The organism is Allorhizobium sp. DMC15, assembly GCF_056314065.1.
The window spans coordinates 80,398-96,919 of record NZ_JBQUZB010000004.1; the positions used below are offsets into that span (position 1 = coordinate 80,398).

General features: G+C 60.0%; 16 protein-coding genes. 4 read left to right on the forward strand and 12 right to left on the reverse strand.

Annotated features, from left to right (window positions below):
* Window positions 1-19 precede the first annotated feature (19 nt).
* Genes ACT53S_RS18035 through ACT53S_RS18045 form a run of 3 tightly spaced genes read right to left on the reverse strand, consistent with a single transcriptional unit; the run spans window position 20 to window position 5,806 of the window.
* On the reverse strand, window positions 20-3,397 hold the full coding sequence (locus tag ACT53S_RS18035; RefSeq protein WP_476067999.1) for an error-prone DNA polymerase: 3,378 nt from the start codon (window positions 3,395-3,397) through the stop codon (window positions 20-22).
* Window positions 3,394-4,824, reverse strand: a complete 1,431-nt coding sequence (locus ACT53S_RS18040; protein ID WP_476068000.1) for a Y-family DNA polymerase — start codon at window positions 4,822-4,824, stop codon at window positions 3,394-3,396. The genes ACT53S_RS18035 and ACT53S_RS18040 overlap by 4 nt, the downstream gene beginning before the upstream one ends.
* Window positions 4,825-4,864: 40 nt before the next feature.
* The gene (locus ACT53S_RS18045; protein WP_476068001.1) at window positions 4,865-5,806 is read right to left on the reverse strand and encodes a hypothetical protein; all 942 of its coding nucleotides are present in this window, start codon (window positions 5,804-5,806) and stop codon (window positions 4,865-4,867) included.
* A 160-nt stretch (window positions 5,807-5,966) separates the two neighbouring features.
* Here ACT53S_RS18045 and ACT53S_RS18050 point away from each other — a divergent pair, with 160 nt between their 5' ends.
* Together ACT53S_RS18050 and ACT53S_RS18055 are read left to right on the forward strand one after the other, a co-directional pair.
* Window positions 5,967-6,410, forward strand: coding sequence for a metallopeptidase family protein (locus ACT53S_RS18050; RefSeq protein ID WP_062281683.1), 444 nt, complete (start codon window positions 5,967-5,969; stop codon window positions 6,408-6,410).
* Between the two features lie 123 nt (window positions 6,411-6,533).
* On the forward strand, window positions 6,534-7,283 hold the full coding sequence (locus tag ACT53S_RS18055; protein ID WP_113377728.1) for an SDR family oxidoreductase: 750 nt from the start codon (window positions 6,534-6,536) through the stop codon (window positions 7,281-7,283).
* 32 nt (window positions 7,284-7,315) lie between these two features.
* On the opposite strand, the gene ftrA is transcribed toward ACT53S_RS18055, so the two are convergent.
* Complete coding sequence (ftrA, locus tag ACT53S_RS18060; protein WP_476068002.1) at window positions 7,316-8,314, reverse strand: transcriptional regulator FtrA; 999 nt, start codon at window positions 8,312-8,314, stop codon at window positions 7,316-7,318.
* A 92-nt stretch (window positions 8,315-8,406) separates the two neighbouring features.
* Between ftrA and ACT53S_RS18065 the strand changes: the two genes are divergently transcribed.
* Window positions 8,407-8,817, forward strand: coding sequence for a rhodanese-like domain-containing protein (locus tag ACT53S_RS18065; protein ID WP_476068003.1), 411 nt, complete (start codon window positions 8,407-8,409; stop codon window positions 8,815-8,817).
* A gap of 49 nt (window positions 8,818-8,866) precedes the next feature.
* Here the strand turns inward: ACT53S_RS18065 and ACT53S_RS18070 are convergent, their stop codons facing one another.
* Together ACT53S_RS18070 and ACT53S_RS18075 are read right to left on the reverse strand one after the other, a co-directional pair.
* Entirely contained in the window at window positions 8,867-9,121 is a 255-nt protein-coding gene (locus tag ACT53S_RS18070) for an Atu4866 domain-containing protein (protein ID WP_476068004.1), read from the reverse strand.
* Complete coding sequence (locus ACT53S_RS18075) at window positions 9,118-9,696, reverse strand: hypothetical protein (protein ID WP_476068005.1); 579 nt, start codon at window positions 9,694-9,696, stop codon at window positions 9,118-9,120. The genes ACT53S_RS18070 and ACT53S_RS18075 overlap by 4 nt, the downstream gene beginning before the upstream one ends.
* A 120-nt stretch (window positions 9,697-9,816) precedes the next feature.
* On the opposite strand from ACT53S_RS18075, the gene ACT53S_RS18080 reads away from it, so the two are divergent.
* Window positions 9,817-10,722 carry a LysR family transcriptional regulator gene (locus ACT53S_RS18080; protein WP_476068006.1) on the forward strand — a complete coding sequence of 302 codons (906 nt, stop codon included), beginning with the start codon at window positions 9,817-9,819 and terminating at the stop codon, window positions 10,720-10,722.
* 8 nt (window positions 10,723-10,730) lie between these two features.
* Here ACT53S_RS18080 and ACT53S_RS18085 read toward each other — a convergent pair whose 3' ends face one another.
* From ACT53S_RS18085 to rsfS, 6 genes are all read right to left on the reverse strand, one after another.
* Window positions 10,731-11,264, reverse strand: a complete 534-nt coding sequence (locus ACT53S_RS18085) for an RNA pyrophosphohydrolase (protein WP_476068007.1) — start codon at window positions 11,262-11,264, stop codon at window positions 10,731-10,733.
* Between the two features lie 7 nt (window positions 11,265-11,271).
* A complete protein-coding gene (locus ACT53S_RS18090; protein WP_476068008.1) occupies window positions 11,272-12,447 on the reverse strand; it encodes a divergent polysaccharide deacetylase family protein in 1,176 nt (391 codons plus the stop codon).
* A gap of 81 nt (window positions 12,448-12,528) precedes the next feature.
* On the reverse strand, window positions 12,529-13,848 hold the full coding sequence (locus ACT53S_RS18095; protein ID WP_142072755.1) for a S41 family peptidase: 1,320 nt from the start codon (window positions 13,846-13,848) through the stop codon (window positions 12,529-12,531).
* Window positions 13,838-15,205 (reverse strand): murein hydrolase activator EnvC family protein, encoded by a 1,368-nt coding sequence (locus tag ACT53S_RS18100; RefSeq protein ID WP_476068272.1) that lies wholly within the window; start codon window positions 15,203-15,205, stop codon window positions 13,838-13,840. The genes ACT53S_RS18095 and ACT53S_RS18100 overlap by 11 nt, the downstream gene beginning before the upstream one ends.
* 184 nt (window positions 15,206-15,389) lie before the next feature.
* The gene (gene rlmH, locus ACT53S_RS18105; RefSeq protein WP_113377736.1) at window positions 15,390-15,872 is read right to left on the reverse strand and encodes a 23S rRNA (pseudouridine(1915)-N(3))-methyltransferase RlmH; all 483 of its coding nucleotides are present in this window, start codon (window positions 15,870-15,872) and stop codon (window positions 15,390-15,392) included.
* A 104-nt stretch (window positions 15,873-15,976) separates the two neighbouring features.
* Entirely contained in the window at window positions 15,977-16,408 is a 432-nt protein-coding gene (gene rsfS / locus ACT53S_RS18110; RefSeq protein ID WP_113377737.1) for a ribosome silencing factor, read from the reverse strand.
* Between the last annotated feature and the right edge of the window lie 114 nt (window positions 16,409-16,522).

Sequence of the window (16,522 nt, forward strand, 5' to 3'; positions counted from 1 at the left end):
CGCGTCTTTCTCCGCCAACTTAGTGAAAATTGCGTCCCTTGGGCAGGAGATCGGCCATTGCACTTCGCCGAGGGTGGCCCGGTGGCGGGGCTGCGCCAACCCTAGGGGGCTGTTTTTCCTGAAGGACCTGGCGGTGATCGACACCTGGTCTTCGAACTTCGTCGGCATGAGCCAGCGTATTGAAGCTCGCCAAATCCTTCTGCAGCAGGCCGAGGCGTTGTGTCGCATCGACCAGATGGTCGGCAACCACATGGATCACGCCGTGGGCCTTCTGTAAACGGCCGCGAAGGCAAACGAGCCGAGCGCCCATGACGACAGGCCTGTAGCGTTCGAAGATCTTCGGCCAGACAATGACATTGGTTGTTCCGGTCTCATCCTCCAGTGTCATGAAAATCACACCCTTGGCCGAGCCCGGTCGCTGACGCACCAGGACAAGGCCGGCCACGGTGACCTGGGCCCCATGGGCAAGGATTTCCAACTCCGATGCCGATTTCAGTCCCGCTTTGCGCATATCGGGACGCAGGAAGGAAATGGGGTGAGCCTTCAGAGAGAAAGTCAGCGTTCGATAGTCGCTGAGAACCTCTTCCCCCGGCAGCATGCGGGGCAGCGCGACCTCGGCCTCTTGTTGCAGGTTTTCCAAGGGAGCCGTCTCGAAAAGAGGGAGCACCTCGACCGCCGCTTCCGCATCGAGCGCCTGGGCCGCCCAGAGCGCATCGCGGCGCGACAGGCCGAGAGAGGAAAAGGCATCGGCATCAGCGAGCTTTTCGATGACGCTGCGGGGAAGTCGGGTGCGCAGCCAAAGATCCCGCACGGAATCGTAGCCCCCGGCCCTGCATGACACGAGACGGTCCAGATCCGGTTGGGACAGGCCTTTGATCTGGCGAAAGCCGAGGCGTACAGCCTTTCTGGTCTTGATCACCGAAGCCATGGAGCGATGGCGCGCTGCAAGCCGGTTCGGATCAAAAGCGGATATCCCGTCGGGATCGGATTCCAGTCCGCAGTCCCAGGTGGAATAATTGACATCGACCGGTCGCATGTCGACGCCATGTTCGCGGGCGTCCCGCACCAATTGGGCCGGCGCATAAAAGCCCATGGGCTGGGAGTTCAGGATCGCGGCGCAGAAAACGTCGGGATAATAGGCCTTGAACCAGCAGGACACGTAAACCAGCAGGGCAAAAGAGGCCGCATGACTTTCGGGAAATCCGTATTCGCCGAAACCTTCGATCTGGCTGAAGCAGCGGGCGGCAAATTCAGGATCGTAATCGCGGGCAACCATGCCTTCGATCATGCGTTTCTGGAAACTCGAGACCTGGCCGGTGCGGCGAAACGTGGCCATGGCCCGTCGAAGCTTATCGGCCTCGGCCGGCGTGAAGCCGGCGGCGGTGATGGCGATCTGCATCGCCTGTTCCTGGAAGAGGGGAACGCCCAATGTGCGTTCCAGGACGGTTTTCAATTCGGGACTCGGATACTCGATCGGCCGGCCTGCCAGTTTATCCTCCCGACGCTTGAGATAGGGGTGCACCATGTTGCCCTGGATTGGGCCGGGGCGGACAATGGCGACTTCGATAACGAGATCGTAGAATTTTCGCGGCTTGAGCCGCGGCAGCATGCTCATCTGGGCACGGCTTTCGATCTGGAAGACACCGAGTGTATCGGCCCGGCAGATCATGTCGTAGACCTCAGGCCGCTGGTCCGCGTTGATCGAAGCAAGGCTCTCATGGCGCTCATAATGCTGCGATAGCAGAGCAAAGGCTTTGGCGAGACAGGTCAGCATGCCAAGCGCCAAGACGTCGATCTTGAGGATCTTCAACGTGTCCAGATCATCCTTGTCCCACTCCACCATGTAGCGACCATCGGCCGTGTTCATAATCGGTACGACCTCGTCCAGCCGGTCGCGGGTGATGACGAAGCCACCGACATGCTGGGAAAGGTGGCGCGGAAAACCCTGGAGAGCCTGGGCGTAGGAAAGGACGCGGCGCGTTGTCGGGTCCTTGAGGTTCAGTCCGGCCGCATTGGCTTGTTCTTCGGTGAAGTCGCTCGTCCACCAGCCCCAGATCGAGCCGGCCAGTGCCGATTGTACATCCTCCGATAGGCCAAAGGCCTTTGCCACTTCGCGGCCGGCCGAACGGGCGCGGTAGCTGATGACGGCGGCGGTCAGTGCCGCATGTTCCCGGCCATAGGTCTGATAGATGAACCTGATTACGTCCTCGCGTTTTTCATGCTCGAAATCCACGTCGATATCGGGCGGTTCGTCACGCTCGGTGGAAATGAAGCGGTCGAACAGAAGCGTCGTCTTCTGCGGATCCACCTCGGTGATGCCGAGGCAGAAACAAACGGCGGAGTTGGCTGCCGACCCGCGCCCCTGGCAGAGGATGTTGCTCTCGCGGGCGTGGCAGACGATGCGGTAGACGGTGAGAAAATAGGGCTCGTAGCGTTTCTCGGCGATGAGCTTCAGTTCGTAATCGAGCAGACCCAGAACCTTTTCAGGAATTTTTTCGGGATAACGTTTCCTGGCTCCCTCATAGGTCAGTCGACGCAGGGCCAGTGCCGGCGATTCTCCTTCGAAGCTTTCGTCAGGATATTGATGTGCCAGTTCATCGAGCGAAAAATTGAGCCGACTAAAGAATTTAACGTTATTGGCGATGGATTCAGGATATCCTCGAAGGAGACGGGCCATTTCCCGACCGCTCTTCAGGTGACGTTCGGCATGGGCATGAAGCCTGAACCCGGCTTCCGCGATACCGACATGCTCACGGATGGCGACAACCACATCTGCGAGAGGCTTCCGCTCCGGTGCATGATAGATGGCGTCATTGGTGGCGACCAATGGCAGGCGGAGGCTTCGCCCTATCAATTCCAGTTCGGCAAAGGTCTTGCGGTCCAGGCCGTCATGACGCGGGGTAAGTGCCAAATAGAGCTTATCCTTCAAAGCCGGCAGAAGGCATTGCAGACGTAGTGCAAAGGCTTTGCTGTCAGCGACCTCCGGTAAACATGGTGGAATCGCGATAAAAAGGAGATTGCCGGACCAGTCCAAGAGGTCAGTCTCGTAAAGCGTGCAGACGCCTTTTTGCGAACGCAGGTTTCCGGCACTCAAAAGACGACAGAGATTGCCCCAGCCTTTGCGATCGATGGGGTAGGCGAGCAGTTCGGGTGTGTCGTCGGCAAAGACAAGACGCGCTCCAGGTCGAAACGCAAGACCTTTCTGCTTTGCCGAGGCGTGCAGGCGAACAACGCCCGATACCGTATTCACGTCGGCAAGGCCGATGCCGTCCAGGCCCAGGGCGAGCGCCTGCTCGACCAATTCCTCGGCATGCGAGGCCCCGTCGAGAAAGGAAAAATTACTCTTCAGTCCTATCTCGTAAAATGGGGGGCCATTGTTGGAAGCGGCGGATGTCACGAAAACATCCCCTGCAGAAACCAGGTCGGACGGTTCGCCGTCTCCCGCTCGTAAAGTCCCTTGCGGTATAGCCAGTACCGCTGTCCCATCGTGTCTTCGATGCGAAAATAGTCACGGGGTTCCTCATTCTCGCCATCGATCCACCATTCAGGGGCAAGACGTTCGGGCCCTTCTGCGCGGGTGATGCGGCGTTGAACCCGTCGCCAGCGAAAGCTTGCAGGCGGTCCATCGGGTACGGCGGACATGACCTCCACCTCTTCGGGCTGACTGAGCAGACGCAAGGGGCGCTCGCCACGCATAGGTGGCTTCACGGACTGCTCGGTCGCCTGCCGACTTCCCAGTGTCTTCAATCCGTCGGCGATGGGCGCATGATTTGACGCGCGATCCGGCCAATGACTGGCAAGAGACACCGGCAGTCGGAGCGCCCTCTCTCCAAGGCGTGCAAATACCTGGTCAAGGAACCTGGTCAGATGTTCGCTCTCATCCTCTTCTTCAACGAGGCCTGACTGGCGGTTTTCAAAGGATTCGCTCCAGAGCACGTTGAGACGCAGCAGTTCGAAGCCGAAACCAGCTTCCAGCTCGTCCCTGAGAACAGAAAGCCGTTCCTTGAACAGGGCCTTGATACGAAGAGGATCGCGCAAAGGAGCCGAGGCGCCGACTTCGATCCGAAAGACGCGGCCGTCGACGCGAAAGATCAACAGTTCAAACAGGCGCCCGCCTTCATTTCTGGCTTCGAGAGCCGTTTTCAGGCCTGTGGCCAGACGCCCCGCGAGGTCTAGGATATGGTCTTCAACGACAATCGGTTCGGCTAGCCGTCGTTCGGCCGAAAGCAGTGCCGGCATGCGGCGCGGGGAGATGGCCTCCCCTTCTCGACCCAGCGCCTGATCGAGCCTCAGCAGAGGGGCGCGTCCAAAACGGCGGGTAATCGGTGCGCGGGCGGCAGCGAGGAGATCGCCGACGGTTTTCAGGCCGACCCGGGCCAGATCCATGATGGTCTGCGGTTCAAGTCGAAGGGCCGAGACCGGCAGCGGGGCGAGAACATCCTGAGCCTCGGGACCGGCAATTACTCGTGGCCCTCCAAACCGACTGATGGCGCGGGCGAGGCCCGGTGTCGGGGCGACCGAAACCTCTACGGCAAGGCCGAAGCCCGCCAGCCGTCCGGCAAGATCCTCTACGAGGGAGGCCTCACCCCCGAACAGGTGGGCGCAACCGGTGATGTCGAGGGCAAGACCGTCTTCTCCATCCAGTGCCACCAGCGGTGTGTAGCGGTCACACCAATCGGCGATGGCCTCGAGAAAGGCCCGATCCGCTGCCGGATCGGCTTCGACCACATCCAAGGCAGCACAGATGGCGCGGGCCTCTGCCAGACCTTGGCCGATGCGCAGACCTAAGCTTTCGGCGGCTTCATCAAGCGCCGTCAATCGCATGGCATTGGCGGCACGGGCGGCACAGACGAGAGGTGCCCGTTCAGGATGCCCGCTCGAGGATGGGGCCGAACGCCACGACAGACCCCAGCGCCGGCGGGCGATGCGATCGGTCGCGAGCCGTGGAAAGTAGAGGCAGAGAATCCGGCGATTCGGCGCTGGTTGATCCTGCGTGAGCAAGGGGGCAAAGGCGGCGGTCATAGGGGTTCCACTCCAGGATAAACTCCGTCAGTCCCGGAAAGCGGGACTTCTCGGCAAGGATAGAAAAAGCAGGAAGCCCGATGCTGCCGCCCAGCAGGGTTCCATCGGCGAGAATGCGCGCCGCCGCCGGCGCGGTCTTGACGGACAGACGAAGCGAGGCGCTTGATGCCTCTTCCTCTCCTGCCTGTCGCAGTACATACAGTCTGCCCCCGCAGCCGCGGACCCTGAGGCTCAGGCGTCGGCTCTCGGTCAGACCGAATTTTTTGGGATTGCCACGTATTTCGAGCACGACGCTAGAGAAGGCTCGTGATGCCAATGCTGCTTCCGCCAGCCAAAGGGCATCTTCGATCCTGCGCGGTAGTGCGTGTACCAGTTCGGCTGGATGCAGTCCGAAATCCACGAGGCCCGGCGCGTAGATCAGGCCCGAATCCCGCACGACATCAGGATCCGCGATGAAAAGCATGCGCTTGGGTCTTCCGGTTGTTGCCTGGTCTGCGCCGATGATTGCCAGGGCCAGCGCAAAACCGGTGGTGGCACCGGCTTGCTGCAACCGCTCCCCACGCAGTTCCACCATCAGACCTGGCATAACCAGTTCTGCCATGAGGCTTTCGAACCGGAAGGCCGACATGCTGGAGGCAGAGCTCTCCTTGTCCTGCATTTCGGCGTGGCTCTTCTCGTCAAGTCCTGCTGCCAGACGGGCGGCATGATCCGGCTTTCCTTCGATGCGGGCGATGGCCTGCCGAAGGGAAAAAAGCTCTTCATGCGCCAGAGGGCTCACGCCCATGACGGTCTCTCCCAGATCATTTGTTCTCTATATGTTCTTAGAGATTCCAGAGCCGAACAAAAGAGTCAACTGGATTCCAATAAGAATTTATTCCTCTTCGGGATTTGCTCTCGAAATGGGCGGGCAAAACGCCTATATCTTCAACCAGTAAGGAGTAATCATGGCCCGCATTGACCAGAGCGAGGATTGGCGCGAACGCCATGCCCCGACGATCAGCACGTTCGAGTCGCTGGCGATCGAGGCCTATGGCCACTTGCCGCAGGAATTCCGCGACCTGACCAAGGATCTCATCATCGAGATCACTGATTTTCCAACGGATGAAGTGTTCGAGGATATGGCGCTGGAAACGCCCTTTGATCTGCTCGGCCTCTTCGAAGGGCGTGGCATTTCCGAACGTTTCACGATGGAAACGGGCATGATGCCCAACCGCATCACGCTTTATCGTCGTCCTATCCTGGATTATTGGGCCGAAAACGAGGAGGCGCTGGGGGATATCATAACCCATGTGCTGATCCACGAGATCGGTCATCACTTCGGTCTCTCCGATGACGACATGGAACGGATCGAGGAAAGCGCGGAAGAGGCCGCAGCGACGGATCGTTAGTCCTCTCTCTCACATCCCTTGTAAGCCGCATCTGCAACGACGGATGTGGTTGCGCAAGAAACGGGTGGGCTAGGCCAGCAGTCGACCCCTATCACCGATCTCCCAACCCAGGAGATCATCATCATGAACAGTCTTCACGGCAAAGTGGCCATCATTACCGGCGCGTCCTCAGGCATCGGGCGTGCAACTGCGCATCTCTTCGCCCAACATGGCGCTGCCGTCATCCTGAACGCTCGTGGTTCTGAGGCCCTCGACAAGGTGGCTTCGGAAATCCGACAGTCCGGCGGTCGCGCCGCAGTCGTTCCGGGAGACGTGGCTCAAACCGAGACACAGGCCAAAATGGTGCAGGCTGCGCTTGACCATTTTGGTCGTCTCGACATGGCGATCAACAATGCCGGTATGGTCGGACAGATTGCTCCACTCGCCGAGCTCGATACGCAAACATGGAGCGACGTAATGAGTGTCAATCTCACCTCCGCCTTTCTGGCATCGCGGGAACAGATCCCGGCAATGTTAAAGACCGGTGGTGGCGCTCTTGTCTTCGTCTCCAGCTTCGTTGGCACGAGCGTCGGTCTGCCGGGTATGGCGGCCTATGGTGCGGCCAAAGCCGGATTGATGGGGCTGGTGAAAGGGATCACCGCAGATTATGGGGCCAAGGGCATCCGCGCCAATGCGCTGCTTCCCGGCGGAACCGACACTTCCATGGCGGGAAACCAGGCGCAGAAGGACTGGGCGGCCTCGCTGCACGCCCTCAAACGGATCGCGCAACCGGAGGAAATCGCTGCCGCCGCGCTTTTTCTCGCTGGACCCATGGGAAGTTTCGTCGCCGGCTCGGCGCTCTATGCGGATGGTGGCAATGCTGCCGTGAAGTAGCAAGGCCCTCTCTCCCCTCGCCTCGGTCTGTCTCAGTCGACATGTCGAAAACGGGATCGATAAGCCGCCGGACTGGTCGACAGGCGGCTGCGGAAATGGTGGCGCAATGTCGCCGGTGTACCGAAACCTGCGGCGAGTGCTACATCATCCACCGATATCGCTGCCTGTCGTTCCAAAAGATCACAGGCGCGGCGCAGCCGACGGGCGAGAAGAAATTCGCCGGGGCTGCTGCCTGTGAGGTCGCGGAAACGGCGCTGGAATGTCCTCGTGCTCATGCCTGCGCGTGCGGCCATGTCCGCAAGGGTCAATTCGTGCTGCAGGTTCGCGTCGATCCAGTCGATCAGAGGACCGAGCCGCTGACCCTCGCGCTCTTTGGGGACCGGAGCCACGATGAACTGTGCCTGGCCACCCTCGCGATGGGGTGGCACGACAAGACGTCGGGCCACGCTATTGGCCGCTTCTGCGCCGAAATCGCGGCGCACGACATGCAGACAGAGATCGATGCCGGCGGCACTTCCAGCAGCGGTCAGCATATCGCCCTCATCGACATAAAGGACATCCGGGTCGAGGTGGATCTGCGGATGTCGTGCCGCCATTGCATCGGCATAACGCCAATGAGTCGTGGCGCGTCGCCCATTGAGCAGGCCGGTGGCCGCAAGCACCATCACACCCGAACACAGCGACATCAGACGAGCGCCTCTCAAATGGGCGGCGCGCAATGCGTCGAGCAAGGTGTCTGGTACAGGTTCATCGATTCCCCGCCAGCCCGGAACGACGATCAGATCCGCTTCCTGCAGGAGTTCCAGTCCGCCTGCGGCTGTGGCCGTAAGGCCGCCTGCGGCACGCAGAGGGCCTTGTTCTATGGCCGCAGTGGCATGACGGTACCAGCCTCTTCCCATCTCCGGCCGAGCAAGGCCGAAGACTTCCACGGCTACTCCGAATTCAAAGGTGCAAAGTCCATCATAGGCGAGCGTCACAACGCGTGGCCCGTCGAGCCGGGATGTCGAAAAGGGTGACGTGTTCCATGTCATTGGCGAGATCTTTACGTCTATTGTCTTCCAGGCCAGTTTCGTGAAATGCGGCAAGAAGGCAAGGTCCGATCGTCCAACCGAGAGGAAACCCGATGCCCAGCCTCGTTACTGAAATTCCTGCTGCAGAGTCCGCGCTTGTTGAAGCGCATTATTCCAAGCGCCTGGCCTTCGAGACGGATTGCTGGGATGTCCATGCAGCCCTGGAAAAGGGAGACCCTGATTTTGTGCTTCTCGATGTACGCGGGCCTTCCCTTTTCGAGCTCTCCCATGTGCCCGGCGCTATCAACTTGCCGCATGGCAAGATGACTGAACGCAAAATGGCGGAATGGCCTGCCGATGTGCTCTTCGTCGTCTATTGCGCCGGGCCACATTGTAACGGCACCGACCGTGCGGCCCTTCGGCTGGCCAGACTCGGTCGAAAGGTCAAGGTGATGATCGGCGGCATAACCGGCTGGGCGGATGAAGGGTTTGCTTTGGAAACAGGTGGCATCGCCGCTGCCTGATGTCGTCTCAGAAGGGCGGCCCGGATGAGCCGCCCTGTCAGGGGCGGGATCAGCCTTCCCGGCGCAAGACCATGCCGGCATGGTAGAGGACGCCATCACGAAAATCACCATCAGCGGTAAAGCCCGTATCGTCCTGGTATTCGATATGGGTACCGGTTATCTCGTAACGGCCTAGATAGGCCCGCTCGCGATCGCCGCGGGCTTCGACGTAGCGGTTGTCGGGCAGAAGTTCGTGGCGGATATACCGGTCCTCCGTCACCCACAGGCCCACATAGGGATGGCCTGTCCGACTTTCCTTTATCATGGTGCCAGCACTCCCTTCCCGAGCAGACCGGCAATGGTTTCCGGCTCGACGACCCAGGCATAATTCAGTTCCTGGCGGATCTTCCAGGCGCCGTCCTTGCAGATCCATCCGAGTTGCGAACGGCCGTCGAAGGCGAGAACCTCTCCGTTCAGCCGCTCGAGGCGACCGACAAAGCCAAGAGTCGTCGAGGCAACATTGCCGTCGGCCAACTGGTCATGGCCGGTGCTCAGGCCATGGTGGACGGAGCGCGCGGCATTCTGCAGATCCTCCCAATTGGCACCGTACCGGCTGGAATCGCCGAAGAGCTGCGTCTTCCCGGGGGCGAAATTGTCAAAGAAGACACCCTGCGTGTTCTGCAGGTCGTAATAGCGTTGCATCTTCTTAGCGAAGACAAAGGCGGGGTCGCCCTCGCGTCGTTCCCATCCATCCATGATCCAGTCGCGATGCAGTGCAAGCGGGCTTTCCGCACCGGTTATGGCGCAAGCTGCGCCCGCCGCTGACGCTTGGGTCAAGAAAGCGGGGAGCATGGAAAAGGTGAGCGCACCGGCCAAGACCGATTTGAAAATTTTGGCCATCGAATTTCCTTTCGTGTTGGGTTGAACGCAATCGCTGCGCCAATGCCAAGGACCCTAGACGGACCACATTGTCGCCGGTATCCAGCTCACAGTGATCAAATTGGTGAGCCAAACTTTACAATGACGATGGATCTGAACCTGCTACCGCTGTTTCTCGCTGTGGCTGAAGAACAGAGTTTTGCCGCCGCCGCCCGGCGTCTCGGTGTCACCCGTTCGGCTGTCAGCCAAGGGGTGCAGCGGCTCGAAAATGCCTGCGGGATCGCACTCGTGGTGCGCACGACACGCAGCGTAAGGCTGACGGAATCAGGAGAGAAACTGCTGGCAACGCTTGGCCGTCCGATGGCGGAGATCGAGGCTGCTTTGGAGGATCTGGGCGGAGACTCCAGACCCGCGGGGCATCTCAAGATTGCTGTCTCATCGATAGCAGATGCCTTTCTCTCCGGTCCCTTGCTCGGTAGTTTTGCGGAAGCGCATCCGGAAATCACCATTGATGTGACGGTGACCGACGAGACAGCTGATATCGTATCCCGTGGTTTTGATGCCGGGGTGCGCCTGGGTGAGGTGATCGAGAAGGATATGGTGGCGATTGCGCTGACGGGCGATCAATGCGAGGCGGTGGTCGCCTCGCCCTCCTATCTCGCAAGGCATGGCGTGCCGCAGCATCCGACTGAACTTGTCAGGCATCGCTGCATTGCCTGGCGGCCGGCTCCTGATGAGGTTCCGGCACCTTGGGAGTTCGATGAAAAGGGACGCAGCTTCGCCGTGGCAATCAGCCCGCAAATCAGCACCAACGACCTCAGACTGATGCTGCGCATGGCGCTGGCCGGGGCGGGGCTGACCTATGCGGTGCGCGAAACCTTCGCGCCCTATCTCGAAAGCGGCGAACTCGTTTCCGTTCTCGATGCCTATCTGAAACCCTATCCGGGCTTTTATCTCTACTTTCCCAATCGCCGCAACATGGCGCCCAAGCTGCGGGCCCTCGTTGATCACGTTCAGCGGTATCGGCGCGGCCAACGAAGCAACTGAGATAAGCCTCAGCCGGCGAGGTGCGCGAATTCCGCAACGACCTCTTCATAGACCCGACGCTTGAAAGGTACGATCAAGTCCGGAAGATCTCGCATAGGCTTCCACTCCCATGCGTCAAATTCCGGCTCATGGCCTCCTGGTGGCGGGTTGATGGCGATTTCGCTTTCGTCACCCTCGAACCGAAACGCAAACCAGCGCTGGGTCTGGCCACGATACTTGCCTTTCAGTCCGATGCCGATCAAATCGGACGGCAGGTCATAATTGATCCAGCGGCCCGCCTCTGCGAGCAAACAGACGGACTTCATACCCGTTTCCTCGTAAAGCTCGCGCATGGCGGCCGGCAAGGGATCTTCACCAGGGTCAATACCCCCTTGCGGCATCTGCCAGAGCTGGGGGGAGCCGTCATATTCGGAATTGCCGATGGGAATTCGGCGGCCGGACCATACGAACCCCGCCTTGTTCAAGACCATGATCCCGACACAGGGACGATAGGGCAGGTCTTCTGCCTTAACCTTACGGCTGGAAGTCTCGTTCTTGTTCATGGTGTCCTCAGGGTTTGTTTTCATTGGCGAGTGCCGATACGCCGACGAACTCTATGCCTCTGGCCACCGCTTCGTTGCGCCATTCGGCAACAGCTGCAATCGTTTCGTCAAAGGCGGCACCCACGCCGATCGCCTGCCCGTTGCGACGGGCAATTCGTTCCAGTTCGTCCAGCTTCGCAAGGATTGCCGGGCGGTCGACCTGACCGTCGATGACCAAGTCCGCAAAGGCATGGGGGAAGCCGACGGCTTTGGCAAAGTCTCCGGACAGCGACCGTGCGGTCGAGCCGTCGTCCAAAAACATCAGACCGCGTTTTCCAATGTCGCGCATCACCGGATCCAGTGCCTTGTCATCCGCCAGAAAGCGAGCGCCCATATAATTCATGATCCCGGTGTAGTTGGTGATCTCAGCCATCGCCCGATGCAGATTGGCAAGGTTCCCGGCCCCGTCCTTCTCCACTAGAAGCGTGTCTCGTCCGGGATTATTCGCCGGGTAATCGAAAGGCTCCATGGGCACCTGCAGCACAATCTCGTGACCCTTGCGTCTGGCTTCCTGCATCCAGCGCTGCAGGCTGTTGCCCGTCGCTGCAAAGGCGAGCGTGATGTCTTCGGGTAGATCCCGGATTGCCTTCTGGCTCCCCGTCTGACTGAGCCCGATGCCGCCGATGACGATCGCGATGCGTGTGCCCCGCGCCCCGGACCAGGGACGAGCGTAGAAATCAAAGGGCCTGAGGCCCGTCGACGACACCGTTGGTAGATCGCCTTCGGACGTTCTTTCGAGCAGGTCCTCGTTCGGTTGGCCAGCCAGACGCGGATCCTGGGTCGTATTCGCGCCGATAATGACAGGCCCTTCGCGACCAGCCGGCGTAAAGGTCGTAACCACATTGCCGTCCGGCGTTGTGGTGCGGCGGACGTTTGCACCGTCCTGGGGACCGCTGGTTTGAATGCTTGCCTCGCCGTCTGCCGGTGCCACAGCCGCCTCGGCGACCGAACCGGGATCGGCCGGCGCCGACGTCAGGCTCACGGGCGGGTCTTCCCGCAGCATCACCGGTGAAAGGGCCGTCCATCCGGAAAGGCCGAGCAGCACAACAACTGCAACGCCCGAGAACAACGTCGAAAGGCGGAGGTACCGCTTTCTGCGGCCTCCGCCTTTTCGTTCAAGACCTAGCGGTCCATGCAGATCCATACGAGACTTCCAAGATCCTGACGGCTCTCGGACCCGACGTCTGCGCAATAGGGTATCTGCGCAGACAGTGGCTCCAGACGTTTACTGCAGCGATGCCTTCTGGGGATCGGCCGGGAAGGCCGGGTCCGTCTTATTGCCACGCAGCAGGTCCAGCGCATAGTTCAACTGAATATCGTCCTTGGCTTCCGGGGGCACATAGGCGACCGAACCCGAACCTTCTTCTGTCTCCGCATTGCCCTTGATATGGCCCGGGAGAGAGGATTCGCCTTCGGTGCGGACCTTGCCCTGCAGGTCTTCCGGCAGCGGCTGTTCGACCTTGATGTCAGGCTCGATGCCGGTGCCCTGGATAGAACGTCCCGACGGCGTGTAGTAGAGCGCTGTCGTCAGGCGAAGCGCGCCCTTGTCGCCCATCGGGATGATCGTCTGGACGGAGCCCTTGCCGAAGGAGCGGGTCCCCAACACAGTTGCGCGCTTCAGATCCTGAAGGGCGCCCGCGACGATTTCCGATGCCGAAGCCGAGCCGCCATTGACGAGCACGATGACCGGCTTGCCGTCGGTCAAGTCACCGGCGGTCGCGTTGAAACGGCGGGTGTCCTGCGGATCGCGGGAGCGGGTCGAGACCACTTCACCACGCTCCAGGAAGGCGTCGGAGACGTAGATCGCCTGATCGAGCAGACCGCCTGGGTTCAGGCGCAAATCAAGAACATAGCCCTTCAGCTTGTCGGCCGGGACTTCCTTCTTGATCTTCTCGATGGCGGCTTCCAGGTCATCATAGGTCTTCTCGGTGAAGGAGATGACGCGGAGATAACCCACATCGCCTTCGACGCGCGACTTGACGGCGCGGATCGGGATGATTTCGCGGGTGACGGTGATGTCGAGCGGCTTGTCTGCGCCCTTGCGCAGGATCGTCAGCTTGATCGGCGTGTTGACCGCGCCGCGCATCTTTTCGACAGCCTCTTCCAACTTCAGGCCGCGCACGCTTTCACCGTTGATTTCGGAGATGAAGTCACCGGCCAGGATGCCGGCCTTGGCGCCAGGCGTGTCGTCGATCGGGGTGATGACCTTGACCAGTTCCTCTTCCATGGTGACTTCGATCCCAATGCCACCGAACTCGCCGCGCGTCTGGGTCTGCATGTCTGCCGCATCCTTGGCGTTCATGTAGACCGAATGCGGGTCCAGCGAGGTGAGCATGCCGTTGATGGCGCTCTCCACCAGCTTGTTCTCATCCGGCGGCGTGACGTATTGCGCGCGGATGCGCTCGAAAACGTCGCCGAAAATCGACAGTTCCTTGTAGGTGGAATTGCCCGCGGCCTGCGCCGGAATCCCTGCGGAGTAGATGAGGCTCATCGCGGTAGCGCCCATCAGGGCGCCGACGAGGAGAAGAGAGACTCTACGAATCATTCTGTGCCTTTCCAGAATTGCCTCCGAGCCACCAGGGGCGGGAATCAACCGGTTTACCGTCTTTTCGAAGTTCAATGTAAAGTGTCGGACGATCTGTTTCCAGCGCCAATCCAGCGGCGCTTGCCACTCTTTTTTCTCCCATGGTCGCCAATGGCTCCCCTGACAGCACAAACTTGCCTTGGCTCGTGCTGATCCGGTCCATGCCCGATAGCACCATGTGATAGCCGTCGCCCGCGTTCAGGATGATCATCTGACCGTAGCTCCGGAAATTTCCTGCAAAAACAACCCATGCATCGGCCGGTGCCGTGACGATCGAGCCGGGTTGAGAGGCGATCACCACGCCCTGCGCCTGATGGCCGGTCCCGTCCGGATCGCCGAATTGCCTCAATGTTTCCCCGGCAACCGGAAGTTCCAGTTTCTGCTTCAGTTCGGAGAAAGGATATGCTGGCGCAATACGGTTTTTATCGGGCAATTCGGAGCGTGCGATCTCCAGCGCGCGGGCCTTCTGATCCTCGCTCATCTGGTCACGTTTCGCCTCTTCAGCCTTGGCGAGTTCTGCCGCCTGACGGACCGAAGAGATCTCGTTTTCCAGAGAACGGATGAGAGCTTCCATCGTGGTGGCGCGCTCGGCAAGTGCTTCGGATTGCTTGCGTTCCGCCTGCAACTGGAGCGAATTGGTGCGCGCAAGGCGATCGTTTTCCGCAATGAGGAGGTCCATACGGCGCTCTTCCTCCTGGCGCCGTGCCATGGCCGCCACAAGTCCCTCCATCTCCTGCTTTCCGCTGTCTCTCAGTGCAATCAACTCTTTGAGATCGGCAGCCAGTTTTTCCGTTTCGTGGCGAATGCCAGGAACCACCGCGCCAAGCAGAATGGCTGTGCGGACCGAGCCGAGCGCATCTTCGGGGCTCACCAACAAAGCGGGAGGCGGATTACGCCCCATGCGTTGTAGGGCCGCGAGAACCTCGGCGAGCACCGATCGACGCTCACGAAACGATTTACGGATCGCATCCTCGCGAAGACCAATCGATGCGAGTTTTTGCTCGCCCTCACTCATCTGCTTTTCGATGTCCTTTCGGCGCTTTGCCGAATCGATCAATGCCGTCTTCAGGCTTTCGGTGGTCTTCCCCAGTTCCGCTATGCTTTTTTCGAGCTCTGCAGCCTTTTCGCTCGAGAGCTGCATGGTTCGGGCGATTTCCTGCAGTTCGCCGCTCACCTGATCGCGCTTGGCTCTCAATTCGAGCGTCGCGTCCGTTGCTGTTCCACTGTCAGCAGTGGCTGCAATCGCAGCCGAAGCCGGTGGCACCGAACCCGTTGACGTTCCCGGTTCTGATGGCGTGGACGCTTCCTGGGCTCTGATCGGGGCTGCCTGTATCGTTGTCAGCCCACAAACCAGCACTAGTGCGCGCAAATGCGACAGGCGCGAAAGGCGCCAGTACAACTTGGTGGCATTTTCGATGTTAAAGGCGCGCAAGGACGTTTCCCGTTTCGGCCGGAAAATACGCTGATTTGCGTTGAAGGCAAAGTAGCTTGGGCGCGGAACCTCAGACCCGGTGATAAGGGTGACCGGTTAGGATCGTCACCGCCCGGTAAAGCTGTTCGGCAATCAGGATCCGCACCAATTGGTGTGGCCATGTCAGCCGCCCTAGGTTAAGCACGAGGCGCGCTCTGTCACGAAGGTCGGGATCGATACCGTCGGCACCGCCTATGACGAAAGCCATGTCCTTCTGACCGTTGTCTGCGGCATCGCCCACGAACCTCGCAAATTCCGCACTGTCGAAAGCCTTGCCGCGTTCATCGAGGACCACGATCAAAGCACCGTCCGGTATCTGGCGGGACAGCTCTGCAGCTTCCTCGCGCTTTCTCGTCTCGGCATTGCCGGCGCGGCTTTCGTTCAGTTCGACGGAACGGGTGAATTCCAGGCCGCATTGCGGTCCGGCCTTGGCGAAGCGGTCCAGATAGCGGGACGCGAGTTCCTTCTCCGGTCCAGCCTTCAGCCGGCCCACGGCATAGATGCCAATTTTCATGCGGCGTCCTACTTAATACGGTCACAAAACCAGTTCTATCGGCAGGATCGCACCTGCCGTGTCAATCCGGCATCGAAACCGCCCCTCAGGACGACCGGCCGTTTTCAGTGCAGGCGATCCTCGATATCCGGGGCCGACCACATCTTTTCGATGTTGTAGAACTCACGGATCTCGGGTCGAAACACATGCACGATGATGTCTCCGGTGTCGATCAGAACCCAATCGCCGGTCTCCAGACCTTCGACGCGGGCGGAACCCAGGCCTTCGTCCTTCAAGTCGGAAATGAGGTGTTCGCTGATCGCCGACACATGCCTGTTCGAGCGTCCGGATACGACCACCATGTAGTCGCCCAGCGCCGATTTACCGGCAATGTCGATGGAGACAATGTCTTCTGCTTTCGAGTCCTCGAGACTTGCGAGGACCAGCTCAAGCGCACGGGCTGCGGCATCGGCGCCACGTTCCGGGCGTTTCGGGACGGCGACGGGCGCGCGTCCACGGGTGTGTACTGTTGTCAGAGTTCGTCCTTTCTTTGGCAAAACAGAACAGCACGTCTGCGATTCCCTTCGGGGTTCGCACTTGAGAAGGTGGCATCGATCCGCCGTTCTTTCAAGAGATCCGGTTGTTTTGCCGCATGATGATGCAATCCAGCC

What these genes read in the sequence shown, in the direction of transcription:
- ACT53S_RS18045 (WP_476068001.1), bottom strand. Translation starts at nt 5,806, where the DNA reads ATGGGCGTGAGCCCTCTGGCGCATGAAGAGCTTTTTTCCCTTCGGCAG.
- ftrA (WP_476068002.1), bottom strand. Translation starts at nt 8,314, where the DNA reads ATGACATGGAACACGTCACCCTTTTCGACATCCCGGCTCGACGGGCCA.
- ACT53S_RS18075 (WP_476068005.1), bottom strand. Translation starts at nt 9,696, where the DNA reads ATGGCCAAAATTTTCAAATCGGTCTTGGCCGGTGCGCTCACCTTTTCC.
- ACT53S_RS18065 (WP_476068003.1), top strand. Translation starts at nt 8,407, where the DNA reads ATGCCCAGCCTCGTTACTGAAATTCCTGCTGCAGAGTCCGCGCTTGTT.
- ACT53S_RS18090 (WP_476068008.1), bottom strand. Translation starts at nt 12,447, where the DNA reads ATGGATCTGCATGGACCGCTAGGTCTTGAACGAAAAGGCGGAGGCCGC.
- ACT53S_RS18050 (WP_062281683.1), top strand. Translation starts at nt 5,967, where the DNA reads ATGGCCCGCATTGACCAGAGCGAGGATTGGCGCGAACGCCATGCCCCG.
- ACT53S_RS18085 (WP_476068007.1), bottom strand. Translation starts at nt 11,264, where the DNA reads ATGAACAAGAACGAGACTTCCAGCCGTAAGGTTAAGGCAGAAGACCTG.
- ACT53S_RS18040 (WP_476068000.1), bottom strand. Translation starts at nt 4,824, where the DNA reads ATGCGATTGACGGCGCTTGATGAAGCCGCCGAAAGCTTAGGTCTGCGC.
- ACT53S_RS18080 (WP_476068006.1), top strand. Translation starts at nt 9,817, where the DNA reads ATGACGATGGATCTGAACCTGCTACCGCTGTTTCTCGCTGTGGCTGAA.
- rlmH (WP_113377736.1), bottom strand. Translation starts at nt 15,872, where the DNA reads ATGAAAATTGGCATCTATGCCGTGGGCCGGCTGAAGGCTGGACCGGAG.
- ACT53S_RS18070 (WP_476068004.1), bottom strand. Translation starts at nt 9,121, where the DNA reads ATGATAAAGGAAAGTCGGACAGGCCATCCCTATGTGGGCCTGTGGGTG.
- ACT53S_RS18055 (WP_113377728.1), top strand. Translation starts at nt 6,534, where the DNA reads ATGAACAGTCTTCACGGCAAAGTGGCCATCATTACCGGCGCGTCCTCA.
- ACT53S_RS18095 (WP_142072755.1), bottom strand. Translation starts at nt 13,848, where the DNA reads ATGATTCGTAGAGTCTCTCTTCTCCTCGTCGGCGCCCTGATGGGCGCT.